General features: G+C 48.0%; 22 protein-coding genes. 15 read left to right on the forward strand and 7 right to left on the reverse strand.

Features of this window, described 5'->3' with window-relative positions; all coding sequences use genetic code 11:
- Window positions 1–57: 57 nt before the first annotated feature.
- Entirely contained in the window at window positions 58–492 is a 435-nt protein-coding gene (locus J2X75_RS16690; protein WP_310338002.1) for a MarR family winged helix-turn-helix transcriptional regulator, read from the reverse strand.
- Window positions 493–732: 240 nt separating this feature from the next.
- On the opposite strand from J2X75_RS16690, the gene J2X75_RS16695 reads away from it, so the two are divergent.
- The 4 genes from J2X75_RS16695 (at window position 733) to J2X75_RS16710 (ending at window position 3,735) form a co-directional block, all read left to right on the forward strand.
- Complete coding sequence (locus J2X75_RS16695) at window positions 733–1,671, forward strand: NUDIX domain-containing protein (protein ID WP_310338004.1); 939 nt, start codon at window positions 733–735, stop codon at window positions 1,669–1,671.
- Between the two features lie 110 nt (window positions 1,672–1,781).
- Window positions 1,782–2,267, forward strand: a complete 486-nt coding sequence (locus J2X75_RS16700) for a riboflavin biosynthesis intermediates N-glycosidase (protein ID WP_310338007.1) — start codon at window positions 1,782–1,784, stop codon at window positions 2,265–2,267.
- 112 nt (window positions 2,268–2,379) lie between these two features.
- Window positions 2,380–3,252, forward strand: a complete 873-nt coding sequence (locus J2X75_RS16705; RefSeq protein WP_310338519.1) for a TIGR02452 family protein — start codon at window positions 2,380–2,382, stop codon at window positions 3,250–3,252.
- A gap of 60 nt (window positions 3,253–3,312) precedes the next feature.
- On the forward strand, window positions 3,313–3,735 hold the full coding sequence (locus tag J2X75_RS16710) for a macro domain-containing protein (protein ID WP_310338009.1): 423 nt from the start codon (window positions 3,313–3,315) through the stop codon (window positions 3,733–3,735).
- 130 nt (window positions 3,736–3,865) lie between these two features.
- Here the strand turns inward: J2X75_RS16710 and J2X75_RS16715 are convergent, their stop codons facing one another.
- The 4 genes from J2X75_RS16715 to J2X75_RS16730 all read right to left on the reverse strand — a co-directional run bounded on the left by J2X75_RS16715 (window position 3,866) and on the right by J2X75_RS16730 (window position 8,807).
- On the reverse strand, window positions 3,866–4,813 hold the full coding sequence (locus J2X75_RS16715) for an iron-hydroxamate ABC transporter substrate-binding protein (protein ID WP_310338011.1): 948 nt from the start codon (window positions 4,811–4,813) through the stop codon (window positions 3,866–3,868).
- 65 nt (window positions 4,814–4,878) lie between these two features.
- Complete coding sequence (locus J2X75_RS16720; protein ID WP_310338013.1) at window positions 4,879–5,901, reverse strand: FecCD family ABC transporter permease; 1,023 nt, start codon at window positions 5,899–5,901, stop codon at window positions 4,879–4,881.
- A gap of 2 nt (window positions 5,902–5,903) precedes the next feature.
- Window positions 5,904–6,977, reverse strand: coding sequence for a FecCD family ABC transporter permease (locus tag J2X75_RS16725; protein WP_310338014.1), 1,074 nt, complete (start codon window positions 6,975–6,977; stop codon window positions 5,904–5,906).
- Between the two features lie 99 nt (window positions 6,978–7,076).
- Window positions 7,077–8,807: an AraC family transcriptional regulator gene (locus J2X75_RS16730; RefSeq protein ID WP_310338016.1), complete on the reverse strand. Its 1,731-nt coding sequence runs from the start codon at window positions 8,805–8,807 to the stop codon at window positions 7,077–7,079.
- 549 nt (window positions 8,808–9,356) lie between these two features.
- On the opposite strand from J2X75_RS16730, the gene J2X75_RS16735 reads away from it, so the two are divergent.
- A complete protein-coding gene (locus J2X75_RS16735; protein ID WP_310338017.1) occupies window positions 9,357–10,358 on the forward strand; it encodes a Gfo/Idh/MocA family protein in 1,002 nt (333 codons plus the stop codon).
- A gap of 21 nt (window positions 10,359–10,379) precedes the next feature.
- Complete coding sequence (locus J2X75_RS16740; protein WP_310338019.1) at window positions 10,380–11,003, forward strand: pyroglutamyl-peptidase I; 624 nt, start codon at window positions 10,380–10,382, stop codon at window positions 11,001–11,003.
- 887 nt (window positions 11,004–11,890) lie between these two features.
- On the opposite strand, the gene J2X75_RS16745 is transcribed toward J2X75_RS16740, so the two are convergent.
- Together J2X75_RS16745 and J2X75_RS16750 are read right to left on the reverse strand one after the other, a co-directional pair.
- Window positions 11,891–12,733: a 1,4-dihydroxy-6-naphtoate synthase gene (locus tag J2X75_RS16745; protein ID WP_036672450.1), complete on the reverse strand. Its 843-nt coding sequence runs from the start codon at window positions 12,731–12,733 to the stop codon at window positions 11,891–11,893.
- Window positions 12,730–13,635 (reverse strand): futalosine hydrolase, encoded by a 906-nt coding sequence (locus J2X75_RS16750; RefSeq protein WP_310338022.1) that lies wholly within the window; start codon window positions 13,633–13,635, stop codon window positions 12,730–12,732. Before J2X75_RS16750 ends, J2X75_RS16745 begins: the two co-directional genes overlap by 4 nt.
- A gap of 1,268 nt (window positions 13,636–14,903) precedes the next feature.
- Here J2X75_RS16750 and J2X75_RS16755 point away from each other — a divergent pair.
- From J2X75_RS16755 to J2X75_RS16795, 9 genes are all read left to right on the forward strand, one after another.
- Window positions 14,904–15,293, forward strand: a complete 390-nt coding sequence (locus tag J2X75_RS16755) for a GntR family transcriptional regulator (protein ID WP_036606399.1) — start codon at window positions 14,904–14,906, stop codon at window positions 15,291–15,293.
- Complete coding sequence (locus J2X75_RS16760; protein WP_310338025.1) at window positions 15,286–16,188, forward strand: ABC transporter ATP-binding protein; 903 nt, start codon at window positions 15,286–15,288, stop codon at window positions 16,186–16,188. Before J2X75_RS16755 ends, J2X75_RS16760 begins: the two co-directional genes overlap by 8 nt.
- Complete coding sequence (locus tag J2X75_RS16765; RefSeq protein WP_310338027.1) at window positions 16,163–18,190, forward strand: hypothetical protein; 2,028 nt, start codon at window positions 16,163–16,165, stop codon at window positions 18,188–18,190. Before J2X75_RS16760 ends, J2X75_RS16765 begins: the two co-directional genes overlap by 26 nt.
- Window positions 18,191–18,668: 478 nt before the next feature.
- Complete coding sequence (locus J2X75_RS16770; protein WP_310338028.1) at window positions 18,669–19,784, forward strand: hypothetical protein; 1,116 nt, start codon at window positions 18,669–18,671, stop codon at window positions 19,782–19,784.
- Between the two features lie 80 nt (window positions 19,785–19,864).
- The gene (locus tag J2X75_RS16775) at window positions 19,865–20,890 is read left to right on the forward strand and encodes an alpha/beta hydrolase (RefSeq protein WP_310338030.1); all 1,026 of its coding nucleotides are present in this window, start codon (window positions 19,865–19,867) and stop codon (window positions 20,888–20,890) included.
- A gap of 52 nt (window positions 20,891–20,942) precedes the next feature.
- Window positions 20,943–21,485 carry a nickel-responsive transcriptional regulator NikR gene (gene nikR, locus J2X75_RS16780; RefSeq protein ID WP_091015683.1) on the forward strand — a complete coding sequence of 181 codons (543 nt, stop codon included), beginning with the start codon at window positions 20,943–20,945 and terminating at the stop codon, window positions 21,483–21,485.
- A gap of 284 nt (window positions 21,486–21,769) precedes the next feature.
- A complete protein-coding gene (locus tag J2X75_RS16785) occupies window positions 21,770–23,428 on the forward strand; it encodes an ABC transporter substrate-binding protein (protein ID WP_310338033.1) in 1,659 nt (552 codons plus the stop codon).
- 49 nt (window positions 23,429–23,477) lie between these two features.
- A complete protein-coding gene (locus J2X75_RS16790) occupies window positions 23,478–24,473 on the forward strand; it encodes an ABC transporter permease (RefSeq protein WP_307539342.1) in 996 nt (331 codons plus the stop codon).
- A complete protein-coding gene (locus J2X75_RS16795) occupies window positions 24,470–25,477 on the forward strand; it encodes an ABC transporter permease (protein ID WP_310338035.1) in 1,008 nt (335 codons plus the stop codon). The genes J2X75_RS16790 and J2X75_RS16795 overlap by 4 nt, the downstream gene beginning before the upstream one ends.
- The last annotated feature ends 2 nt before the right edge of the window (window positions 25,478–25,479 follow it).

Consider the following 25,479-nt stretch of genomic DNA (forward strand, 5'->3'; position numbering starts at 1 on the left):
ATACCTTTAGCTGCTTCAAGCAAATTGTTGTTAGCGATGTCGAGAGTTTGCATCACCTCAGGATTCACGCAGGTTTTGGAGCATACGCTGTGCAAGTAGAGACATGATCCGGGATTCTTCCGGGGTAAAATCTTTCTGAGCCTGCTGTTCCAACTCCTGAATCACTATCCTCAATTCTTGTAGCGCGGAGCGTCCCTGATCGGTCAGGTATACCCGCAGACTGCGCAGATCCTTCGGATCTGCTTCGCGTCTCACATAACCGGATGTTTCCATGCGCTTGAGCATGACGGTTACTGTTGCGGGGCTACGCTGAAGTTGTTCGGCCAGATTTTTCTGGGATTGGCCATCTTCCCGTTCAAGCTGGAACAGCAAAGGGGGCTGCCCCGGGTATAACTCGGGGTGGTTTACAAGTTTCTCATGAACCTTGTAACGTTTCAGTTTCACGAGTTCGGATAGCTGTCCCATTAATCGATCATTTTGGACTGGGTTCATATCATCTACTCCATTTCTACCTTCATTCGATCTTCTCGGTACTGAAAACCAGACTTTTTGAATATGCTCATTTAGTTAGTCGACTAACTAAATTTTAAGTTTGATTTGACATATCGTCAAGTGAATACAGATCATTTATTTTGGACTGGAAATATTGACCTGAGACAAAACGATGTGATAAATTGATATTATCTAATTGTTAATAACAAAACGTTAATAACAGAATGGGGTTTATATCGTATGACTAACGAAGGTTCCTCTGGAGGAAATGCTCCCGATTACCAGGAGCATCAGGATCAGGCACATCTCAGTGAACAACAGTTTCTGGAAACGTATAATGCGGGTGATTACGAACGTCCTTCCGTTACCGTGGACATGTTGGTATTTACAATTCGCAGTGAAGCTCAGGAGAATTATCGCAAGCTCGCGGAACCTGAACTCCAGTTGCTGCTGATTCGGCGGGGCGGCCATCCCTATCTGGGACAGTGGGCGTTACCGGGCGGATTTGTCTCCATGCAGGAATCATTGGAAGATGCTGCTCGGCGGGAATTGTTGACAGAGACGGGGCTTGATGATATTTATCTGGAGCAACTGTACACCTGGGGAGATGTGGAGCGAGATCCACGTACACGGGTTATCAGCTGTTCCTATATGGCGCTGGTCGATAGCAGCGAGCTGGAACTTCAGGCCGGTGATGATGCCAGTGAGGCCAGTTGGTTTCGTATGGAGCAGCGACTTCTGGAAGAGAAGCGCCATATCCATGAGCGTGGACGTGTGACAGAACGCAGATTGCAGTTGATTTTGACCAATGGAACAGAAGAGTTATCGGCAATTGTTGAAACAAAAGAAACGATAGAAGGAAAAGTACGGAGCCATCGTTTGACGTTGGGTGAGGTTCAGGGGATTGCATTTGATCATGCCAAAATCATTCATTATGCACTTGAACGTCTGCGATCCAAGATCGAGTACACGGATATTGCATTTAATCTGATGCCGGAGACGTTTACGCTGACTGCACTTCAGAAAGTATATGAGATCATCAGTGGCAAAAAACTGCTGGCAGCTGCTTTCCGGCGTAAAATCGCCGATTGGGTTATTGAGACCGGAGAGTATGCGAGCAGTGCCGGTCATCGACCATCACGTTTATACAGATTGAACCCAGAGAGGCAGACACCCTGAAAAGGGGAAGCATCAATGAAATAGGAGAAGCATCAATGAAATAGGAGAAGTGATTCAAGCCATGGGCGGGATCGCTGCATACATGAGGAACAAGTAAAGAGGGGATATGGATGGAAAAGTTTACGTTTTTCTGGCGGACTGTATCTCCGTTCTCGCAGTGGCACCCGGCGGATTTTACTGTGAACGGGGTTCACTACACAAGTGCGGAGCAATACATGATGCATCAGAAAGCGCTGCTGTTTGGCGATCATACCATCGCAGACAAGATTCTGAAGGCAAGCTCTGCTTCGGTACAAAAAAAGCTGGGCAGACAGGTCATGGGCTTCAACCAGATGGTATGGGAAGCTGAGTGCCAGCGCATCGTTTACGAGGGCAATTTGGCCAAATTTACACAAAACGAAGAACTGCTAACCGCGCTGCGCGCCACTCGTGGAACGACCCTTGTGGAAGCAAGTCCGGATGATCGCATTTGGGGTGTGGGACTGGCAGAGGAAGACCCGCGTATTCGGAATAGAAGAACATGGCGGGGAACCAACTTGTTGGGTGAGATTCTCACCCGTCTAAGAGAAGATATAGGAAGTGATTCAGATGAGTGACGATCAACAGTATAAGAACAATAGCAGCAATAACAAAAATAGCAGTGGGCGTTATAGCAACAACAGTAAACTCGATAGATCAACTGGTAATGCTGGCTCTAACTCACGTTCCATGAGGGCTAATATCGCACAGCAGACGTTGGCTATTTTGGATGAAGGTCAATACGTAAATGGTTATGATCGCAAGGTTGAGGTGGGTAACGATGTGCAGCAAGCGATCCGAAATTCGGTCTTATACCGTCCAGCAGAATTGTCCGCGCTCAGAGAAAAGCGTCGTACAGAAGCTCACGTTGGAATTCAACCCGCGGCCCCATCATCTGAAGTTGAAGCTGCATTGGGTCGCATTGAAGTTACTGGCGAGACTACACTTGGAGCCGCTTCACGTTTGGCGGTAGCTGAAGGAAGAGAAGATGTGGTCTGTCTAAACTTTGCATCGGCGAAAAATCCTGGCGGTGGCTTCCTTGGCGGAAGTCAGGCACAGGAAGAGAGTCTGGCCCGAGCGACAGGACTATACCCGTGCATCGCCCAGATGGATGAAATGTACGAGTACAATCGCAAACAGCGATCGGCTCTATATTCGGATTATATGATCTATTCACCTCGTGTTCCGGTAATCCGTGATGATGAAGACCGACTGCTGGACAAATTTTATGTATCATCATTCATTACTGCGCCGGCGGTGAATGCGGGTGTGGTGAAAGAGCGTGGGGAAGCGGATGATCTACAGATTGAGTCGGTGATGAAGGAACGCATCCGTTATATTCTGGACGTGGCTGTTGCGAATGGTCACCGCACGATTGTTCTGGGTGCGTACGGTTGCGGCGTATTTCGTAATGAACCGGCAGTAGTGGCGAAGTATTTTCATGATGTGTTAGTGGGAGAGGCATATAAGGATTCCTTTGAACGAATTGTATTTGCTGTATATGATCGATCAGCAGGTCAGAGAACTTTAAAGGCATTTCAACGTATTTTGGCAGAGGCCTAATTAAGTAGAACAAAGGATGTAGTTTAAAGAAGAAAGCGGGACAAAAGGGAGAGAGATGGCATGCAGTTCCATGAGAGACAACAGGATTTATTTGATCTGGGAGATGAGTACATGCTTGCGCACTGCATATCAGCTGATGCAAGGATGGGCAAGGGCATTGCCGTACAGTTCCGCGAGCGATTCGGTTTGGAGAATCTTCAAGAACAGGCCAAACAAGAGCCACTTGAGATTGGACGATGTTATCCGTTAGGACGGACGCTCAATCTGGTCACCAAAGCAAAGTTCTCCAATAAGCCGACGTACCAATCGTTGACGAATGCGGTAGAATCCATGCGGGACGTATGTGTGATGGGAGGTATTACGAAACTGGCGATGCCCCGGATCGGATGCGGGTTGGACAGACTGAAATGGGAGAAAGTCAGCCCAATTATTCAGAAAGCTTTTGCCGATACGGATGTTGAGATCATTGTCTGTGCACTGTGAGCGCACTTGGTGGAAGAGGATGGACTGCAGCTTGCTGGCAGATCCAAAGCAAAAACCTCAGCTTTGAGGGGATAGAGCGTAAGTATGATTCATACAAACGCTGTTCCGATTTCAAAGTGAGGTTTTTTGGTTATTTTTTGGAGAACATTTCTTTGGCTTCATCCATGGCCATTTTATTACCGATAGATGAGTAATCAAGCCAAGGTTGTGCCCCAATCGGGTAGACGTGACCGGCTTTGACTGCTTTCAGACCTTGCCAGATCGGATTGTTTTGCAGCTCCTTGAACATGGTTTGGGCTTCATCATCCGAATTCACAACCACAAAGATCGCATCTGCATCATAGTCTGGCAATATTTCACGGGAGACGACTTGATACGGTTTAGTCGAATCGATATCTGTGATCCCTTTGGCAGGCGTCAGACCGAGATCCTCGTACAAAATGGGACCCATGGGACGGCGTGTACTGAACACACGTAACTCTTTGGCAGTAACACGGATTGCCATTACTGTACCACCACCAATAGTGTCGTTAATGAGGGACTTCACTTCTTCCGTTTCGGTTGCGTAGTCCTGAATGTATTGCTCGGCTTCCTTCTCGCGATTCACGAGTTTGCCAATGTCTTTCAGATGGTCACGCCATGTACCGTCATCCAGATTGAAGACATGCACCGGAGCAATTTTTTCGAATTTGGCAATATCACCACCGGAGAATTCTTCGTCCAGATAGATCACATCGGGTTTCAGGGCAAGCAAAGCTTCCATATCCGGGTCTTTAACCGGACCAAGTGGCGTTGTGTTTTGAAGGCGATCAGCAACGTGGGACAGGAAACCTTTGGCTTCGCCACCGATAACAGAACCAACCGGCGTAATCCCGAGAGACAGCAGATCATTGGTCAGATGGATCGACATGGAGGCAATACGTGGCTCTCCTGAACTTGCACTGTTGTCCTGATTCTTGGTTGAAGTATCCGTGGACGAACCGCCAGAAGCAGATGGTGAAGTCTTGGCCGTTCCACAGGCAGCGAGTACAAGCACCAGACAGATACTCATGACAAGCATAAGGTTTTTCTTTAACATGGGTAGTCACATTCTCCTTGAACATCTCTTGGATGTCTTTATTGTTTTGTTTTTTGAAAAAAAGATCACTTGCTTCGTACTAAAAGGTACAAAAAGTAAGGTGCACCAATCGCAGCAACCACCACACCTGCCGGAATGGCATTAGGCTGAAAAATGGTTCGCCCGATTGTATCGGCGGTCACCAGAATAACCATACCGATGAGCCCGGCAGCAGGAATCAGATGCCGATGCATCGGACCGACAAGCCTGCGCGCCAGATGTGGTGCCGCCAGACCGATAAAGCCAATCCCTCCAGCCATCGATACACTGACGGCAGACAAGGCTACGGCACAGAGCAACAAAATAATACGCTGGGATCGAACAGGCGTCCCAATGCTGGTTGCGGCAGCATCTCCAAGGTTGAAGGCATCGAGGGTTTTGGATCGACTCCAAATGTACGAGATACATAACACCACCCAGGGAAGCAACGCTTGCACATGAATCCAGTCCCGGCCCCAGACGCTACCTGCCAACCAGCGAGCGGCAAAGGAATAGGTGTCTTCATCCAAACGTAGGGATAAGTAGAGGGTCAAGGCATGGAACCCGGCCGCTACCGCGATTCCCACCAGAATCAGCTTAATGGGTGATACGCCGTTATGGTGATCATAAGATAACAGCATGATGATCAGGGCGGCGGCAACACTGCCTGCAAAAGCAAACAACGGAATCAGCAAGGCTACAGAGCCATCCATCGTAAAGGAGAGACTAACAAACACCATTAGTCCAAACGCTGCCCCTGCATGTAATCCCAGAATGCCCGGGTCCGCCAATGGATTGCGGGTGATCCCTTGCAAGGCCGCTCCGGTAATACCAAGTCCCGCTCCGGCTAGTACAGTTACCAGGATGCGAGGCAGTCGGTAATCAAACAGTACAATCTGATCATCCGAACTGCCGTGACCAAGCAAGGTCTGTAACACAGCTACTGGGGAGAGGCGAATGGTTCCCGTGTTCAGGCTGATCACAATTACGGCAATGGCGATGCAGAGCAGTGTGATGCTGACGACTAACGAACGTTTACCTCGTGATCGTGAAGGTGTATTGAAATTCATCGCTACAAGGCCCTCCTTTCTTTACGGGCCAGATAGAGGAAGAACGGTACACCGACAAAAGCGACCATAATGCCTACCGCGAGCTCCTCGGGCGGGTTCACGATGCGTGAGCCCAGATCGGCGAGCACCAGTAATATCGCACCAAGCAGAGAAGACATCGGAATGATGAGTCGATAATCCACACCCACCAGTTTGCGGGAGATATGAGGGATGACCAGTCCGACAAATCCAATCGAGCCTACTGCCGACACGGACACACCAGCAAGCACAACAACTGCTGCGAGGGCGAGAAACCTCGTCCAACGCAGGTTGATCCCGAGATTAATCGCTACTTCTTCACCGAGTGACATAAGGGATACACGCCGGGCGAGTGGCATAATCAGCACCAGCGTCACGAGCAGTACGGGAAGAATCAACTTCAGATGCCGCCATTCTATTCCGCCAAAACCACCCGCATACCAGAAGGCCAGATCCTGACTCAGGTCAAAATAAATGGCAACGCCTGTGCTGAGCGAGGTTAACATGGCTGCAATAACGGCCCCTGCAACCGTCAGTCTGATGGAATTCAGACCACCCGGTGCTGCCATTCCAAGCAGGAAGATAAGGAGTGTGCCCAGAACAGCCCCCACGAATGATAAAACCATGATCCAGCCGTATGGCAGTCCGGGCCAAAAGGCAAAGCTCAATGCTACGACAAAAGTGGCTCCGGCATTGATGCCCAGAATGCCCGTGTCTGCCAGCGGATTACGTGTAATGCCTTGCATTAAAGCTCCTGCAACAGCAAAGGCAGCACCGATAATAACCGCGGCAAGGACACGAGGCAGCCGCAGTTCATGAATAATCTGATGTGGTGTCAAAGCCGGGTTGTACTGAAATATGGCAGCCCATACGGTTTCCAGCGTTAGCCCTTTGGCACCTAAAGAGATGGCGACAAACATACTTAGCAGCAGTATGGCTATGGCAGACAAAAATATCAGCCCAACGGTCACTGCAGATTTTCTTGAATTAGACGGACGATGTGGCAGTCCCGGATGTTGAATACGGGTCACTCCTTTGGTACCAACAACGTATTTCATTGTTATTGATTATCATTATCAATTAGTGATCATTATAGAATCTTAATTCAGGCCCGTACATGGCATAAATTAAGATTTTGAAGATGGACATTTTTTAGATTACAAAAGTGAAGGTTTGTTCGTCAACATAGAGAGCGCTTCATCGAGCTGGATGTTGATGGAATATGGAGCATATACGACCCATGAGTTCCAGTCGATGAGATGTACACGTCCGTTTTTTACCGCAGGATGGCTGTTCCACAGTGGATTCGAAGCGATCTCTTTCAAGAGTGTTGCCTTTTCATGCATAGAATTAATCGCCAGTACCAGCACATCTGCCTCCAGTCCGTCCCATTCTCCTGGTGTGAAGGGCAGCCAGTTGAATCCAACCCCGGGAGATTTGCCAGCCAGTTCGGTCTGAATACGCTGAGGAGCGGCCAATTGCAAAGTTCGATAAAAGACATGTCCAAAGTTCCGATGGCTGTACATCCGTGGACCTTTTGGCGTTAACGTGCCAACGGCAACGGTGATGTCCCCGACGAACTCCTTGATTTTTTTGCGTGCACGCTCTGCCTTGCGTTCATGTCGATCGAGCCAATCTGTCGCGGCTTGGGTACGATCCACAATGGAGGCAATCTGATGCAGATGACCGAAGACGTCTGTCTGGTTCCAGGGAATGGTGATGATGGGAGCGACATCGCCAATATGCTCCATGGCTTTTACAGTGGCATTGTCCTTGGTCAGAATCAAATCAGGATTCACATCGAGGAAAGCCTGACGTCCCTGTTCCCACGGTTCATAAGCGTGGAAGGGCAGTGCCAGCGATTTTGGCAGATGAGGCAGGTGACCCTGGATCTGAGCTGCGCATGGCGTGACGCCAAGTGTCATCAGATGGTCCGTGTATGGATAGGAGAGCGACACGATATTCCGATGGACCTGCTTCGCATAGGAAGTGGGAGCATACCCAGCATGGTTCCGGAAACGTCGGCTGAAATAGAATTCGTCACGGTAACCCACTTCACGAGCCACATCACGGATACGCAGATCGGAAGTGAGCAGCAATTCCTTGGCCCGGTTCATGCGCAGATGAGTGATGTATTCAATCGGATTCTTCTGCATGCGGCTCTTGAATAGCTGTGAGTAATAGGACGGGTGCATGTCAGCCAGTTCAGCCAGCTTTTCCAGCTTGATCTCGTGCATATAGTTTTCGCGCATGTATTGCAGGGTGGACCTGAGCCACTGTTCGGGTTCATCCTGCCCTGCCCCTACGTCAGTCTGGTCTTCTTGAGGCCAGAGCATATGTAACAGTTCCGTCAGGAGGAGTTGTGCTTTCAAGCCTGTTTCCAAACCTTCATTGCTTAATTGTGTAAGCTGTGCGGCAATGCGCTGTATACCGTAAAAGGGGCCCTGAATCCAGCCTGTAACAGGTGAACTGAGCTCACGTTCGTAGATACGTCTGGCTTTTGTTTTCTCCGTAGCCCGATACAGATCAAAGTGAATCATATACAGTTCAATATCATGGTCATCATCACTAATCAGTTCAATTGCAGTTCCTGGTAGGGACAGACAAGCTGATTTGCGAACCACGTGGGATTCGGTCCCATTCATGATCAGTTGGCCTGTGAATTTGTGCATATATATGAAGGTATGATGAGCAAGTTCAGTAGTGGACCAGCGCCATTTCCCACGGGTTATGATATGTTCTGCCTGACGAAGTTCGATCAGGGTATCATTCAGGAATGCATTCAGGCCTGCTCGGTTTGAGGATTCCTTTTCTGCATTGAGACTTGTCTGCTGATGCAACAGGTGTGGATTCATGCCGCTGTGGGCGGTACCGGGGATGGTAGTCATGGTGATATGCGGCCTCCTCTCTTATGAAAAGTTATTTGGTTAATGATTGAATCGGGAACGGGACTATATTCGCTCGAATCCGGATCATGCCGTGTGGACACATGTGCAAAATCTGGATCGCGCTTTGTGATAACTATACCAAGAGCTTACCGTCAGCTCGGAGACGCTGGAGTATAATTATTGGTTGCCTTGTCTGTCAGGGCTCGTTCGCAGTAAAGTCGATATTTTTATATACCTGTAAGACAGGGATAGGATGTTGTTAATCAGGTGTGATGGTTGATTTAACCGGATTATTGCTGGTTACAACCATGCCAAGGGACAAGACCTTTTGGCTCCTCGTCTGCTGATAATCTTAGCAAATCTACTGGAGAATTGAAATGTACACAGATATGTTCGAGGCCCTGATGAGCTTGAAGTCTACTGAGAGCATATATTCGAAATCGTTTTCTGACGTAAGCGATTCTTTTTGGTAAAATAAAGGGGATAACCTGTTGGCCTGATCTGAATCATGAACCTTTTTAACACCATTTGCAGTAGGGAGGCTTTAATATGACAGAAGTAGTGGGACGGAACAAAGTACGTTGGGGCATTATGGGCACGGGATGGATTGCATCCCAGTTTGCAAGGGATTTGGAGCATGCAGGAAACGCTGTGAAAGCAGCGGTAGGTTCACGGACAGCGGGAAGTGCGGAGAAGTTTGCAGCTGAATATGGTTTTGCACGCGCTTACGGTTCTTATGATGAGATGCTGCAAGATCCTGAAGTAGATATTATCTATGTGGCAACACCTCATCCTGTGCATAAGGAAAATGTAATGGCTTGTCTGGAGGCAGGCAAGGCGGTGCTCTGTGAAAAGCCGTTTACGATGAATGCACGCCAGTTGGAGCAACTGGTGGAGACGGCACGGGAGCGTAACCTTTTCCTGATGGAAGGGATGTGGACACGCTTTTTGCCTCCGATCGCTCAAGCCAGAGCATGGATTGCAGAAGGACGAATTGGTGAAGTACGTTTGCTCCAAGCAGACTTTGGATTTCGTGTCGGCTGGGAGCCGGAAGGAAGGTTGCTTAATCCGGATCTGGGTGGGGGAGCTTTGCTGGATGCAGGGGTGTACCCGATCTCCTTTGCTTCGATGATCTTTGGCGAACAGCCCCAGCATGTATGGAGTACGGCCAATATTGGTGAGACGGGTGTGGACGAGCAGTTTTCCGTATTGTTGTCCTATTCCGAGGGACGTTCTGCATCACTGAGTGCTGCCATTCGTCTGAACCTTAGCAATGAAGCGGTCATATACGGTACGGAAGGCAAGATTCGTCTTCCTTTATTCCTGGCGGGCAAAGAAGCCTATCTGCATGTGAATGGTCAGGACGAGCCGGAGAAGTTCACGGATGATCGAACATGTATAGGTTATGCTTTTGAGGCAGAAGAAGCGGGACGTTGCATCCTGGAAGGCCGCACGGAGAGCCATACTATTAAACTGGACGAATCCCTGGAAATCATGAAGCTGATGGACACGATCCGGGGCCAGTGGGGATTGCGTTACAAATCGGAGTAAACAGACAGGAGCTGACGTGTGATGGTGAAAATTCTGATATCCGGGTTTGAACCTTTTGGCGGAGATGCGGTGAATCCGACGGGGGCGTTAATGGAGGCTCTTGCAAACGAATTGATCGAGGGTGCTGAGCTAAAAACAGTGTTGTTGCCCGTGCACTTTGATGAATGTGCAGACCTGCTGATCGCAGAGATGGAAGCCTATGGGCCCGATGTTGTCATCGCCTGTGGGCTGGCCAAGGGCAGAACGTCCATCACACCGGAGCGGATTGCCGTTAATGTCAAAGACATTCCGCCTGGCTCCTACGCGGATAACCAGGGGCAGCGTCCCGTGGACGAGCCAATTGTAGAGGGTAGCCCGGACGGCCTATTTTCCACCTTGCCCATACGTGCCATGGTGAATGACATGTCCGCAGCGGGTATTCCAGCTACCGTGTCCAACACAGCAGGTACATATATCTGCAACAACACGATGTACCGGGTACTGGAATATATTCGTGTAAGGCAGCTTCCGATCCGTGCCGGATTTGTACACTTTCCAGCCTCCACAGAGATGGCTGTGTTGCAGCCTTCCGTTCCGTCGCTACCAATTCCCATGATGCTGGATGCTCTGCGAATTATGATCCGCACGGTTTTGGTGGATTCGTAGGGGATGGTTGCGGTCTTTCGGCTGCGGTTGCAGCAGATCGTAGGCGAGGTTTATTCGTAGACCACAGTTGTGAATGGGAGAACGGTGAGTTGGGAAGGGTTACAGTAGAGTTCCGAGATGACGTGGAGAGTGTGGAGTTGCATGGGTTTCTTTCTGCTTCTATCTTGGGTTGAGTAGGATGATAGGTATGAGAATAAATATGAAGTTAAATATATAGTGAAAAAAAGAGCTGTCCCATCGTCATGAGTCTGACGTTAGGGGACGGCTCTTTCTATGTCGTGTGTCATGTATGGTCCAACATGGTTAGTGAGGCCACTAGTTTGCAGCAAGTATCTTGATGCAAACTAGCGCCTAGTTAAAAATTAGACTCTAAAACCTAAAACCGCAAACCGCAAACCGCAAACCGCAAACCGCAAACCGCAAACCGCAAACCGCAAACCGCAAACCGCAAACCGCAAACCGGGTAAGGCTTATGCAAATCTTGCTGGGAGGTAGGGTTTCAGCGAAATAGGTACGGGGGAGTTAAAGGACAGACTCCAATTCGTGAGCCTTCAGAAGACGACCTTTATTAACCCTAAGTAACCAAGCTCTTAAAAAAAGACGTTAGAACACAACCATCACCCGGCTAGCTAAGAAGTTTGTATCACCGAATGTACCCAATGCAGGACTCTAACGAATTGAGCGCACGCTATTCGCTGGAAAAACGCATATACCAATTTCTAATGAGTTGTAGGATTGTTATTGTGTGGAATGAAGCGAGTTTGTTGGTGATATGAACGAATCTAGCCGAATACGATGTCTGAGATTCTTTAGAGTTCTCATCCCACGTTATTCGGCTAAAAAAGATGCGCTGGGTTCTTTAGATATAGAGCGTACAGATATAGGTGTCAGATTCGCAACAGATCAAGGTCGAACTCGGGAACGAGTCCTTCTTTCATGGCACGCCCAAGCAGTGCGGTAATTGCACCATAACCATCGTCACCCAGGTTGGCGCTGAACTCGTTAACGTACAGGCCGATATGCTGTGCAGCTACATCAGGGTCCATTTCTTGGGCATGTTCCATAACGTATGCTCTCGACTCATCGGGGTGCGCCCATGCATATTCAACGGAGGCGCGTGCCCATCCCGCGAGGGCATGAGCATCCATGTTGCGACGTGCAATGATTGCTCCAAGCGGAATCGGAAGACCCGTATCGCTTTCCCACCAGTTACCAAGATCCGTCATCAGTTTGAGGTCATAGTTCTGGTACGTGAAGCGTGCTTCATGGATAACAAGTCCGGCATCGATCTTGCCGTCCCGCACAGCAGGCATGATTTGGTCGAATGGCATGACAACAATCTCACCTACGCCACCAGGAACATTTTGTGCTGCCCACAGACGAAATAATAGATATGCTGTTGAGCGTTCACTGGGCACAGCAACCCGTCGTCCAGACAGATAGGCTGGATCGGTCGTACCGTTTGCGGTCAGAACCAGCGGACCGCATCCTCTGCCAAGTGCGCCTCCAGCAGGAAGCAGAGCATAGTCAGATAACACGTATGGCAGTGCTGCATAAGATATTTTCATCACTTCAGGTGTGTCGGGTCCATCCGGATTTGCCGCCAGACCATTGGTAATATCAATATCAGCATAACGGACATCCAGCTCAGGTGCGCCAGGGATCAACCCGTGCACCCACGCGTGAAAGATAAATGTGTCGTTTGGACAAGGGGAAAATGCAATTTTCATAATGTAATAACCTCCCGTAAAATGGAACTTGCAGCTTGAAGCGCATCGAGGGCATCCTTGATGCGCCAAGCGTCGCGGTCGCGTGGCCCGACCGCGTTGGATATGGCCCGCAGTTCGAGTGCTGGCACGCCGAACTGTTGGGCAGCTGTTGCCACGCCGAAGCCTTCCATACCTTCGGCGGCGGCATCCGGCACGCGGCGCAATAGCTCCGCAGCTGTCTCTGCTGTTCCGGTCGCCGTGGACACGGTGACCGCAGTGCCTCCGCTGACAGCGAGCCCTGCCCGCTGCAGCTCATGGCGCAGGCGAGCGGCATGCTCCGCGTCCGCCGCCACAATGGACGAGCCGAATCCGAGCTCGTCCACACTAAGGAAGCCGTCTGGCGTCTGCGAGCCCAGATCAGCAGCAACCATGGCGTCGGCTACCACGAGGGAGCCGACGTCTGCCCGGCCGGGGAACCCGCCGCCGATACCGGCACTGATCACCAGCATGTAGGCTGGTGAAGATCCGGCTCCGGCAAGGGGCCCCGGCCTTGAAGATGTGGCAGATGCCTGTGCCACATCCGATGGGCTTGGCGCGGTGGAACCGTGCGCCAACGCACTTGTGCTTGCAGCCGCTACGGCATATGCCAATGTAGCGGCTGTTCCTGCTGCGGCCGAGGCCGGGCCAACGCCCGCAGCGATGACGTCAAAACGTTCCGCGGCCGTATCTCCCAAACCACGGAGGACTGCATCTTTTTCCGCATCAACCGCGGTTACAATTAACACACGTTGTGATGAATTTGCTTGTACCGGACTTATATCTGAAGTGTTTATTTCCCCAGTTGAATCACCGTGGTGTCCACTATTTTCGAATGATGCGTTTGGTTTATTATTCTGATCTTCATCCTGTCTATGTTCATTCATCTCGGATTCTCCTTATGAGGTATTAGAGGCGTAGCATATGCCTCCATAGTATCTTTCTTACAACAAGCTTTTAGCTACACTTCTTTGAGTTATTACTGGCTTGTATATTTCTGTGTAAATGTATAGTTCAACTTATATAAATGGAATTCGGGTACATATTTGTTCACTACAAAAGGACATTTATCTTCATTTTGTCTTTCAAAGAGTGGACACTTTTTCTCAAAAGATACTATATCCATCCAGGAAAATGAAACACTATATATAGATGTTTTCAGATATAAAATTAAAAATGATCTATATGTAGGATATCAATTCCGAAGTGCTTTCTCATGTCCGTGTCCACCCTTTGAAAGACATATCTACAATATGTATGCTCAGTGTGGACAGCACGAGTTGGCCCTCCAAACGAACAGATAAACGATTGAAAAGGCTGGAGTCTGCCCGACCCATTCAACGCGAATGATATATAGACCTTCGGATTTTTAGACCAACAAGCCAAATGAATAACGGGCCCAGTCTACACTCGACACTGCATAGTAGCTCCATTTGTGCAAACCCGAATTTAAAGCAAGTACACAGTCTCGCTAACTCTGATTTAGCGGCCTACTGTACGGCCTACCGTTTGTGCAGACAATAGGTCTATAACACAACACAACACAACACAACACAACACAACACAACACAACACAACACAACACAACACAACACATCACATCTAACGCATAACAGACCTAACGATCAATCAGATTAAACGCGCACAAAAAAAGTAACAAAGATACAGTGATTATCGAACAATATTCCATCTCCATCATAACGGAAGGGGAAAGACCTGAACAACCTTTGCATGTAATTCTGTCAAAAGCGTTCAAGCAAAGGTTGCAGGTAGCCGTATCACTTCGAGTAGCCACATCCTAGCCACATCGCTTCAGATAGCCGTTTTGCCTCACCTCATGTGAACGTCACCCTGATCGTGCCACGTCCTAAGTCGAAATGAACTTGCTTCCAATAGTTTGATATGTCAAATAAATCATATAACCTATCTTTATTAACGTACTCCCAATAAAACAAGAAGTCAAAGTCAACGGTTGACAATTCGATTTGACTGTATTAATAATAGTAGTACAGTTAATACACCTAAAAGTTGAATACGTACAGCTGTACAGCTTAGGTAGCATCTTTTTTACACCCAGATATTTGCACATACACCTCAGATACAGTCATTTAAAACCCATAGGTTATTTCACACATTTACAGAAAGGAGGTGCGGGATGTTCGAATTAGATGTACGCAGCCGTAAGGCGATCTACGAGCAACTGGTGGACAAAGTCAAAGAAATGATCGTATACGGTATTCTAAAGCCCGACGAGCAGCTTCCTTCCGTTCGTGCGTTATCCACGCAGCTGACTGTGAATCCAAATACGATTCAAAAAGCGTATCGTGAGCTTGAACGTGAAGGTTACATTTATTCTTTGCAGGGAAAAGGGAGCTTCGTATCATCGTCAGTGGAACATCCGAATGAAGCCATGAGAGATGAGATCAGAGAGTCTCTGGTGAAGTTGATTGCAGAAGCTTCGTATTCCGGTTTGACCAAAGCGGATATGACGCTTTTGTTTGAGGAAGCGATGGCCCGTATAGAGAAGGAGGAGCCTCATGATTGAGCTGAATCAAGTCGTCAAAGCGTTTGAACAGGAAAAGGCAGTGGATGGCGTAACGATGCACATACATAAGGGGTCGATCTATGGTTTGCTCGGTTCCAACGGGGCAGGCAAGACATCGCTGCTCAAAATGATGGCTGGTATTTACCGTCAGGACAGCGGGACTGTTCGTATCGAAGATAATGAGATTTATGAAAATATGGATCTCAAAGGCCGCACAATTTTTATGGCAGATTCGCCCTACTTTTTCCCGCAATCTTCAATAACTCAGATGGCTGCATTTTATCGTTCCGTATATCCACGCTGGAATGAGGAACGGTTCAAGCAACTGGCTACCGTGTTCAAACTGGATGTAAAACGCAAGTTACATCGCATGTCCAAAGGCATGCGCCGTCAGGCAGCCGTATGGCTGGGACTTAGCTGTATGCCTGAAGTGCTGCTGATGGATGAGCCGATTGACGGCCTTGACCCGGTCATGCGGCAGCAGATCAAAAACTTGCTGTTCCAGGAAGCAGCTGAGCGTCAGGTAACCATTGTCATCTCGTCGCACAACTTGCGTGAGATCGAAGATCTGTGTGACCATGTGGCGATTATGCACAAAGGCCGAATTATTGTAGAGAAGGATCTCGATGATCTGAAGGCCGATACGCATAAAATCCAGGTCGCTTTCCGCCACCCGGACCACGCGAGAGCCATGGATGAGCAGATTGATATCTTGCATGAAGAGAAACGGGGAAGTGTATCCCTGTACATTGTCAAAGGCAACCGACAACAGGTAACCGATCAATTCCGTATACATGACCCGTATCTGCTGGATGTACTGCCTTTGACGCTCGAAGAAATCTTTATCTATGAAATGGAGGACGCAGGGTATGATATTCAACCGATTGTTCTGTAACCGGGGCATCCTGATCCAAAATTTCAGACAGCATGGATGGATAGGCATTTTGTATCTCATCACATTGTTGTTCTCACTTCCGTTATATATCGCTACCGAGTACAGGGATGTGCCACAGCAGATTACAAGTTTGTTTCAGGCTAATGGTGAAGTGCAGATATTGTTCGCCATTACACTGCCGGTAGCTGCGGGTATCTTTCTTTTCCGCTATGTTCAATCCGGTGCACCTTCTGATCTATTTCATAGTTTGCCGTTACGTCGTAAACATCTGTTAACGGTGAATCTGTTGACCGGATTTGCCATGATCCTGATTCCAATCTGGATTACAACTGCGATTACCGGCTGGGTATGGGCGGTACTGGAGCAACCTGCGTTTCTGTTTGATGGCAGTACAATCTGGATGTGGGGCTTGAGCATGAGTATCTACTCGCTGTTTATGTTCATGCTAACTGTGGCGGTCGGCATGTGTATTGGTCAATCTGTATTGCAGGGACTCACCGTGTACGCGCTCGTCTTGTTTCCTGTTGTCGTGTGGTTCATTATGTCACTTCATCTCCAGCATTATTTGCTCGGATATGCTTTTGAAGAAGTGGGCTTTAATGCGGAGAAACTCTCACTTGTCCTGCGTGTGGGTTCGATCAGTATCCTCCCTGTAATCCGTCAGGAGTTAATTATCTATGCGATATTTGCAATCCTGTTTATTCCTCTAACCTATGTACTTTATGCGAAGAGACAGGTTGAATCTGCTACTCAAGCAGTTACGTTTAAGCTTATAAAACCTATATTCCGCTTTGGATTGATGTTTACATTGGTTCTGATTGGCGGAGGTTACTTTACAATGATTGCTCCAAGAGGATCAGCTGGATGGGGAATCTTCGGATATATCCTCGGCGGAATTGTAGGTTATATCGTTGCGGAGATGATTATTCGCAAAACATGGCTGATCTGGAGCAGCAGGCTGCTACCCAAGCTGATTCTATATGGTATTATCGCTGGTCTGATACTGTACGTACCTATTGCCGACTGGAATGGATACGCCGCTCGAGTGCCTGAACTGAGCAAGGTGAACAGCATCAAGCTTGGTGGGGAGAATTATACCTACAGTAACGGTGTCAGTCAGAAAAAGGAAGATGCTCACCTCTATTCTAATGATCCGGAATACATGAGGGCAGTTATCGCTCTTCATCAAAAAATTGTGGATTCCGATCTTCCTTTATTAAATGATCCGATCAATCCAGGTATGCGTAATGATGAGTCTATATTAATTAACTACAAGCTGGATAACGGCAAAGTGATGAAACGTAAATACTACATTCCAGAAGCCGAATTCCATCAGGAATTAATGGCTCTGAAACAGTCCCAGGATTACAAAAGAGTTGCCTTTGAAACGTATAAGCTGGAAGAGGATGCACTAAGTTTTGGCATTCGCTCTGCCACTAGTTCTTACCGAAAGGTGTATATTAGCAATCCAGAGCAAGTCCGTGAATTCAAGGAACTCTTGAAACAGGACATTTTGGACCAGACTTATGAAGAACAGCGCTCTCCATGGCAGTCGTTTGCTTACGCGGAGATGAATCAGGACTCTACTTCGAAAGATCCATTTCAACCGAGGGAGATGTGGAATTTTGAGATCAAACCCAGCTATGATCGGGTATTGGCTTGGCTGAAGGAGAACAAATTATACGACCAGTTGCTTGTCCAGGCAGATGAGATTGTCTCCGCTCAGTTTGCGAAGCAGGAGATTAACAGTCCGGGTTCGCTTCAGTGGGCTACTCCGCAGCCAGAATATATTGATGGGAGTCTAAGCATCAAGAAGCAGGTCGCGACTCAAAACAAAGAGATCATTAGCGATCTACTCAAACGTCAACGGTCTGGTTATCTAACAGAGAAAGATACCATTTATCAGATTAAGTTGAATGTAACTCGTGGTGAGAACATCTACATGATGCTGAAAGAAGAGGATCTGACTGAGGAAATGAAAGCTATTTTGGTCAATCAATAAGCTGGGCTATATCAGTTGTTATCTATAAGCGGGAAGGGTTCTCCCGTTGATAAAAGGGTTGATATTAGACCAGTCAAACTATATAAATTGAACTAAACATTTACACAAAACGGAGAGGACAGAAAGGACCTGAAGAAGCGGAGCGTTCGCCTTTATCCCCGGATTTCCCCTTTATAAAAGGAATCAAAAAAATCTGGGGATAACAGCGATCGAAAGGTTGTTCTGTCATCGGAGTGTGCAGTGTAAATATTCTTTAGTTCAATTTATATAGACACGACTTGACCAGATACAGTGAATGGAATATATTAGAAAAAGGAAAGGTTCGAGCGACTCGTTCAATCGAATCTCATATGGAACGGCTTATGAGGGAAGCACCCGTAAGAGCAGGCTAATGCCTGACTTGCGGGTGCTTTTTTGTCGTTCGCTGATTTCGTTGGCTATTCTGCTAAATATTTTAGAAGAAAGGGTGTAGAGACGCATGCAAACAGAAGCATGGAAGGAAACGATAAATGATCAGGAGGCCATGTTAGCCATGGTATGTGGTCGTTCCCCTTTGGAACGATCAAGCTCACATCACTTCATGGAACATCATGGCTTGGTAGAAGGAAAGAAGGGCCGACAGCATATCGAAGATATAGCTACAGAAGATATATCTTTAATGGAGACGAGTGACATTCTATTCCCTTCTCCAATAGCAGGTAGCTATAGTCAAATGATGGAACAAAGTAACGTCCGGCGTCGTCAATTGTCATCATTCGCTCATCTTATTTTCGGATCACGCCTGCTTATAGGGCTTGTGATTCTGTTCAGCGCAGGCACGATTTATTTTGCTTCTTCAGTGGAGGCTGCGGGCATAGATCTTGGCGTAACAGCGCAGAAAGCCTGGGATTCCGTTTTGAACAAAGCCGATGCACAAACCAAGTTAACGTTGAAGCAAGCGTACGAGAAAGTGGGGAACTGGAAGGCTCAAGAGCAGGCTTGGGAACAAAAGATAAAGACACTTCATGCCGCCAATACCGCAGAGTTGGAGCGATTACGTGTAGAAATAAGACAAACCGATGACGCGAAGGTCGCAGCTCTAGCTGAAAAGGTAAAGCAAACCCAAGCCCGATATGAGCCGCTATTCGCCCTCTATAGTTCAGTCAATAGACAGTTGGATGCAGCCAAAGCCATCAAAAATAAGGAATGGAGTGCAGCGATCCGTACTCAGGCAGAGACGTTGAGACCCGTTGTGAAACTTGCCAGAGAAGACATCCGGATCAAGAAAAAGGAACTTGCTGAAGCACGTAAACGGAAGAACACTGAAATAAAACGCTTACGAGCTATGCTAGCAGGGGCCGACTCGGCGAAAAAACAGATTCAAACGGCTAAAAAACAGGCAACTCTGGCAAAAGAACGATATTCCAATGCTCTACAACAGTTCAAACAGAATACAAAGCAAGGCCAAACGTCACGTGTACTCAGCTCATTGAACACATTGGCTTCTGCAGCAGAGAAGTGGACAGGCACAAAACAAAACATTCATACACTGGAGCAAAAAGTATCTACTACGTATGTGAAAGTCAGACAGGAAATCGCGAAGAGACCCAAATAAGAGGAAACCTGGTTCTCCCTGCTACGTACACCACTTTAGATGTAAAGACGCTTCGATGATGATGGAACGAGGTGGAACTATTGCAGTCCAAATTGGAAACGAAACGTACGGGGGCAAAAGGTTTTAAACGTAAACGGTACTGGATTCCCAGCGTTGTACTCATTTTGATCATAGGTTTTATTGGGATTGGTGCACAATGGACACCTAAAATAACGGTGTTTTTATTAAAATCATTTATTGAGATTTCTAATCCAGATACGAACGGCAAGGATAGTATGATCTCGGGAGGCGTAACTCGTGTTGTGGATGTACCCTATGTAGATGAAGGGCGTAATGACAGTACGCTGGATATCTATTATCCTTCCGTAACATCGGAACCTTTGCCTGTTGTGTTGTGGGTTCATGGCGGTGGATGGGTCTTGGGTGATAAAGAGGATATCGCAGATTATGCCGTTCAATTAGCCAAACAGGGCTATGTTGTGGTCAGTATGAATTATGCGCTCGCACCGGATATGAAATATCCCATTCCTGTGGTCCAGACGAATCAGGCTTTGAGTTACGTGAAGAAACATATCAGTGATTATCAGGGTGACCCGGAAAACATATTTCTCGCAGGCAATTCGGCAGGTGCCCAGATTGCAAGTCAGACCGCGGCAGTGGTGACCAATCCTTCTCTCGCCAAACTGATGAATATAACACCAGCCGCCCAGCCGGAAGAGTTGCGTGGGGTTCTTCTATTCTGTGGTCCTTATAATCTGAGTACAGTAGCGGAAACGGGATTTCCGCTCATACGGACATTTCTCTGGTCATACACCGGAATCAAAACATTTGAAGACTATCCACGACTGAATGAAATGTCGACCGTGCTTCAGGCCACAGCAGCGTATCCGCCTGCATTTATTACCTCAGGCAATGATGACCCGTTGACCAGTCAATCGATTGAACTGGCACAAGTATTGAAGCGCCTTGATGTTGAGGTGGAAACCTTGTTTTTCTCGAACTCATCAGAGAAGCTGGGACATGATTATCAATTTGATCTGGAGAGTGACGCTGGACAACAGGCGATACATTCGGCAGTACGATTCATGCAACAGTGTAGTCGATGAGCAGACAAGTCTGTGGTACACTCGAAGCAAATGAGGGCGCAGGAGGAGAAGTATGGCAGATAAAGAAGATTTGACCCGGTTCGGGGTGGCGTTTCCTACACCTCTGATTGAGCAGTTTGACCATTATATTGAGGAACAGGGATACAAAAACCGATCTGAGGCTTTCCGTGATCTTGTTCGCAAAACATTACTGCAACCTTCTGCATTACAATCCGACCAGGATGTGGCAGGCACCATTGTGATGGTCTACGATCACCATATCAGTGATCTTCCCATTCGTTTGATGGAGCTGCAACATGAGGCGCATCATGACATCATTTCCAATATGCACGTGCACCTGAACCATGACCAATGCCTGGAGGTTATTGCCGTACGAGGGAATCTGGGGCGATTGCGTCATCTGCATCAGCAGATCCAGGTGCAAAAAGGTGTTTTGTATGCGGAGCTGTCTGTGACTTATGTAGATGAACTCAACAAACTGGCTCATGCTCAGAGTAGCGGTCAGGATGGCAATCCAATTCAAAGCCTGGATCATAATCACAGTGCGGGGCAGCATGGTCACAGCCATCATCATCATCATCGCTCTACGGAGTAAGACAAATACGAGTGTAATTTCTATGAAAATATAGCAAATCTAAAAAACAGACTATTGGTTAGATGCCAACTGTCTGTTTTTTTGTTTGTTATAATACCTGACTTTATAGAGCGCTACAAATGCTCGGTTATATAACTTTTTATTTATTGATTCTGAAAAATGAAAAAATATGGATTATGAAGTGAACTTTGTTGACATATGATTTATGTTTTGTGCTACAATTTCTCTAAAAAGTAACACGAAAAAAGGGAGTGCAGCACATATTTAGAGGGGGAACGACCAGAATGGGCAGATTTTCATGGAGATGGGGAAAACGAAAAGTTAGAACAGGATTAGGCATCTTGCTTGCATGTTCCATTGGTTTATCTGGTTGTGCACAGGGCACAGCGCCAACAGCTTCGTCAGTAGAGGATGGACAATCAGGAACAACCTCAACCAAAGACGAATTGGTGCTGGCCGTTGGCACCGAGCCGGAAGGTGGGTTTGATCCAACAACCGGATGGGGGCAATATGGGTCACCACTTTTCCAGAGTACCTTGCTGAAGAGGGATGCCAAGCTACAACTGGTTAACGATCTGGCAACGGCATACTCAGTTAGTGAAGATGGGCTGACCTGGACGGTTACACTTCGGAACGATGTAAAATTCTCTGATGGGGAGCCGCTTACGGCTGAAGATGTAAAATTTACGTTTGATACGGCTGCTCAGAGTGGGTCTGTCATTGATTTGACAAATATGGCTGATGTGAAGGCACCTGATGATAGCACGGTTGTATTTACACTGAAGTCGCCGCAGTCTACATTCATCAGTCTGCTGACGACACTTGGCATTGTACCTGAACACGCCTATGGCGCTGATTATGCAGAACACCCGGTCGGATCAGGACCGTACAAGCTGGTTCAGTGGGACAAAGGACAACAGGCTATCGTTGAAGCCAATGAAGAATATTACGGTAACAAGTCTGCATTCCACAAACTCACCTTCCTCTATCTGGATGAAGATGCAGCCTACGCCGCTGCACAGGCAGGTACGGTGGATATCGCTGCTATCCCGGCAGCGTTTAGCAAACAACAGGTGAATGGCATGACATTGGAGGCCGTGAAAACCGTAGATAACCGTGGCATCATGTTCCCCATGCAACCTGCTGGTGCCAAGTCGGGAGATGGTCTTCCCGCAGGAAATAATGTGACATCCGATCTGGCCATTCGCCAAGCGGTGAATGTTGTGATTGATCGTAAGGCTTTGGTTGAGGGTGTACTGGAAGGGTACGGTCGTCCAGCCTATTCCGTTAGTGATGATCTGCCTTGGAGTAATGCGGAAGCTGTATTTACAGATGCCAATCTCGAAGAAGCGAAGCAGATTCTGGCCGCTGGTGGCTGGGTAGATGCGGATGGTGACGGTATCGTCGAGAAAAAAGGCGTTAAGGCCGAGTTCAATCTGCTTTATTTTGCAGGTGATTTAACAAGACAATCTCTGGCGTTAGCTTCTGCGGATATGGTTGCCCAGGCGGGAATTAAAATCAATGTTGAAGGCAAAAGCCGTGAAGAGACGAAAAAGCTGGCTTACTCCAACGCTGTATTATTTGGTTGGGGCAGCCATGATCCACTGGAGACGTATAACCTCTATAGCAGTACCCACAAGGGAGAAGGATATTATAATGTGGGACTGTACAGTAATCCTGTCGTGGATTCATGGATGGAGAAGGCCCTTCAGGCAACCAGTGAGGAAGAGGCATTGCCCTTCTGGCAAAAAGCGGAATGGGATGGCACAACAGGTTTCAGTTATCAGGGGGATGCACCTTGGGCGTGGCTCGTAAATATAGATCATCTGTATCTGGTTACGAAAGGACTGAACATTGGTGAGCAGCAGATCCATCCCCATGGTCACGGCTGGCCGGTGACAACCAATCTGGAGGAATGGTCCTGGGATAACAGCACGAAGTAGGAAATAGGAAACCTAGCAGTAGCTTTAGCCTGAATTGGGGAGAGATTGGATGACGGGCAGAAATGGATGGGCCAGATTTGTTGGTTTTAAAGTGTTGCGACTTGTATCTTTATTGGTTGGAGTCAGTGTGTTGTCTTTTCTATTAATGCAATTCTCTCCTGTGGACCCGATTGAAGCCTACATTGGTGGAGACATGATCAGGGTAAGCGCCGAACAGCGCAGTCTTATCGAAGAACGGTGGGGATTGAATGAATCCCCTACAGAACGATTGCTCACTTGGGGACAAGCGCTTATTCAGGGAGATCTGGGAACTTCGATGATCTACAGACAACCTGTAGCGGATATTATTCAGGAACGGTTCATGAATTCTGTCGCGCTTATGGCTGTAGCTTGGATATTATCCGGCATCATTGGTTTCACTCTTGGTGTAGTTGCTGCCATGAGACGGGATTCGAAGCTGGATCGTCTGATCTGCTGGTATTGTTATACGCTTGCCTCCACGCCGGTATTCTGGATTGCGCTGTTGCTGCTGATGGTATTTGGGGTGTGGCTCGGATGGCTTCCAGTTGGCCTTGGGGTACCCGCAGGGATGTCGGCTGACCAGGTGACCTGGGGAGATCGGGCTATTCATATGATTCTGCCAGCGTTGACTCTCAGTCTGACCGGAGTAGCTTCCATCGCTTTGCATACCCGGCAGAAGCTTACGGATGTGCTGGAGTCGGATTATATTCTGTTTGCGAGAGCGCGGGGGGAGCGTGGATTTCAGCTGTTCCGTCGGCATGGGTTCAGACATGTTGTTTTGCCAGCCATCACGCTGCAGTTTGCTTCGTTCAGTGAACTGTTCGGTGGGGCTGTGCTTGCAGAACAGGTATTTTCATACCCCGGCCTTGGTCAGGCAACGGTTCAGGCGGGGTTGCGTGGAGATGTTCCACTGCTGCTTGGACTTGTGATGTGCAGTGCGATTTTTGTTTTCACAGGTAATATGGTGGCCGACATTCTGTATCGCTTGATTGATCCACGGATGAAGGAGGAGCTGATGTCATGAAGCAGACGCTAGAACGCTCCTCCGAGCAGACGGCAGAAACAGCCCGAGTACAGAAAGTGAAAACTGCGAATCAAGAGGTACGGTACAACGTTAATACGGGGTCTCTACAAGCTGAGAATGGAGAAGGAACAGGAACAACACGCCAAACGAGAAAAGATTATGCGGCTGCCAGCAATCAACGTTTCCGAAATCCTCGCCAAAGAGCGGTGATCTGGGGAAGCCTCGCGGTGATCTGGATTGCCATTGTGTGGTTGACGGGCAGGCTGCTTCCGGCTGGTTCTACGCTGACTTCATTAATGGATCGGAATTTGGCTCCAACCTGGGCGCATCCATTTGGCACGGATTGGCTTGGAAGAGATATGTTCATGCGTACATTAAAAGGTTTGGCAACCAGCATTCAAGTGGGATTACTTGCTGCATGTGGTGGCGGATTGATCGCAATGCTATTGGGTTTGGCTGCCGCTTCAAGCAAGGCTGCTGACCGGGTAATCTCATGGATTATCGACCTGTTCCTGAGTGTACCTCATCTGGTATCGCTGGTTATGCTGGCCTTTGTATTCGGTGGAGGTTTGGCAGGAGTGGCGGCAGCGATTGCGCTGACTCACTGGCCAAATCTGGCTCGGATTGTAAGAGCGGAGATGATTCAACTGAAATCCGCAGAATACATTCAGATTTCACACAGGTTGGGTCAATCGCGGTTACAGATTGCGGTGCAACATATGCTGCCACATCTGGTCCCGCAGCTGTTCGTGGGCGTATTGCTAATCTTTCCCCATGCGATTTTGCATGAAGCAGCCATTACGTTTCTGGGGCTGGGGTTGTCCCCGCAGCAACCGGCAATTGGAATTATTTTGTCAGAGTCGATGAGATATTTATCTGCTGGCATGTGGTGGCTCGCTTTTTTCCCTGGACTGGCATTGTTGCTGGTTGTTCGTGCGTTTGATGTATTGGGCAACAGTCTGAAGACATTGACGGGTACAGGTAGTTCAAGGGAGGTGAGGTAAAT

It is taken from the genome of Paenibacillus sp. 2003 (assembly GCF_031455635.1).
Taxonomy (GTDB): Bacteria; Bacillota; Bacilli; order Paenibacillales; family Paenibacillaceae; genus Paenibacillus; species Paenibacillus amylolyticus_B.

What these genes read in the sequence shown, in the direction of transcription:
- J2X75_RS16690 (WP_310338002.1), bottom strand. Translation starts at nt 492, where the DNA reads ATGAACCCAGTCCAAAATGATCGATTAATGGGACAGCTATCCGAACTC.
- J2X75_RS16695 (WP_310338004.1), top strand. Translation starts at nt 733, where the DNA reads ATGACTAACGAAGGTTCCTCTGGAGGAAATGCTCCCGATTACCAGGAG.
- J2X75_RS16700 (WP_310338007.1), top strand. Translation starts at nt 1,782, where the DNA reads ATGGAAAAGTTTACGTTTTTCTGGCGGACTGTATCTCCGTTCTCGCAG.
- J2X75_RS16705 (WP_310338519.1), top strand. Translation starts at nt 2,380, where the DNA reads ATGAGGGCTAATATCGCACAGCAGACGTTGGCTATTTTGGATGAAGGT.
- J2X75_RS16710 (WP_310338009.1), top strand. Translation starts at nt 3,313, where the DNA reads ATGCAGTTCCATGAGAGACAACAGGATTTATTTGATCTGGGAGATGAG.
- J2X75_RS16715 (WP_310338011.1), bottom strand. Translation starts at nt 4,813, where the DNA reads ATGTTAAAGAAAAACCTTATGCTTGTCATGAGTATCTGTCTGGTGCTT.
- J2X75_RS16720 (WP_310338013.1), bottom strand. Translation starts at nt 5,901, where the DNA reads ATGAATTTCAATACACCTTCACGATCACGAGGTAAACGTTCGTTAGTC.
- J2X75_RS16725 (WP_310338014.1), bottom strand. Translation starts at nt 6,977, where the DNA reads ATGAAATACGTTGTTGGTACCAAAGGAGTGACCCGTATTCAACATCCG.
- J2X75_RS16730 (WP_310338016.1), bottom strand. Translation starts at nt 8,807, where the DNA reads ATGACTACCATCCCCGGTACCGCCCACAGCGGCATGAATCCACACCTG.
- J2X75_RS16735 (WP_310338017.1), top strand. Translation starts at nt 9,357, where the DNA reads ATGACAGAAGTAGTGGGACGGAACAAAGTACGTTGGGGCATTATGGGC.
- J2X75_RS16740 (WP_310338019.1), top strand. Translation starts at nt 10,380, where the DNA reads ATGGTGAAAATTCTGATATCCGGGTTTGAACCTTTTGGCGGAGATGCG.
- J2X75_RS16745 (WP_036672450.1), bottom strand. Translation starts at nt 12,733, where the DNA reads ATGAAAATTGCATTTTCCCCTTGTCCAAACGACACATTTATCTTTCAC.
- J2X75_RS16750 (WP_310338022.1), bottom strand. Translation starts at nt 13,635, where the DNA reads ATGAATGAACATAGACAGGATGAAGATCAGAATAATAAACCAAACGCA.
- J2X75_RS16755 (WP_036606399.1), top strand. Translation starts at nt 14,904, where the DNA reads ATGTTCGAATTAGATGTACGCAGCCGTAAGGCGATCTACGAGCAACTG.
- J2X75_RS16760 (WP_310338025.1), top strand. Translation starts at nt 15,286, where the DNA reads ATGATTGAGCTGAATCAAGTCGTCAAAGCGTTTGAACAGGAAAAGGCA.
- J2X75_RS16765 (WP_310338027.1), top strand. Translation starts at nt 16,163, where the DNA reads ATGATATTCAACCGATTGTTCTGTAACCGGGGCATCCTGATCCAAAAT.
- J2X75_RS16770 (WP_310338028.1), top strand. Translation starts at nt 18,669, where the DNA reads ATGCAAACAGAAGCATGGAAGGAAACGATAAATGATCAGGAGGCCATG.
- nikR (WP_091015683.1), top strand. Translation starts at nt 20,943, where the DNA reads ATGGCAGATAAAGAAGATTTGACCCGGTTCGGGGTGGCGTTTCCTACA.
- J2X75_RS16785 (WP_310338033.1), top strand. Translation starts at nt 21,770, where the DNA reads ATGGGCAGATTTTCATGGAGATGGGGAAAACGAAAAGTTAGAACAGGA.
- J2X75_RS16790 (WP_307539342.1), top strand. Translation starts at nt 23,478, where the DNA reads ATGACGGGCAGAAATGGATGGGCCAGATTTGTTGGTTTTAAAGTGTTG.
- J2X75_RS16795 (WP_310338035.1), top strand. Translation starts at nt 24,470, where the DNA reads ATGAAGCAGACGCTAGAACGCTCCTCCGAGCAGACGGCAGAAACAGCC.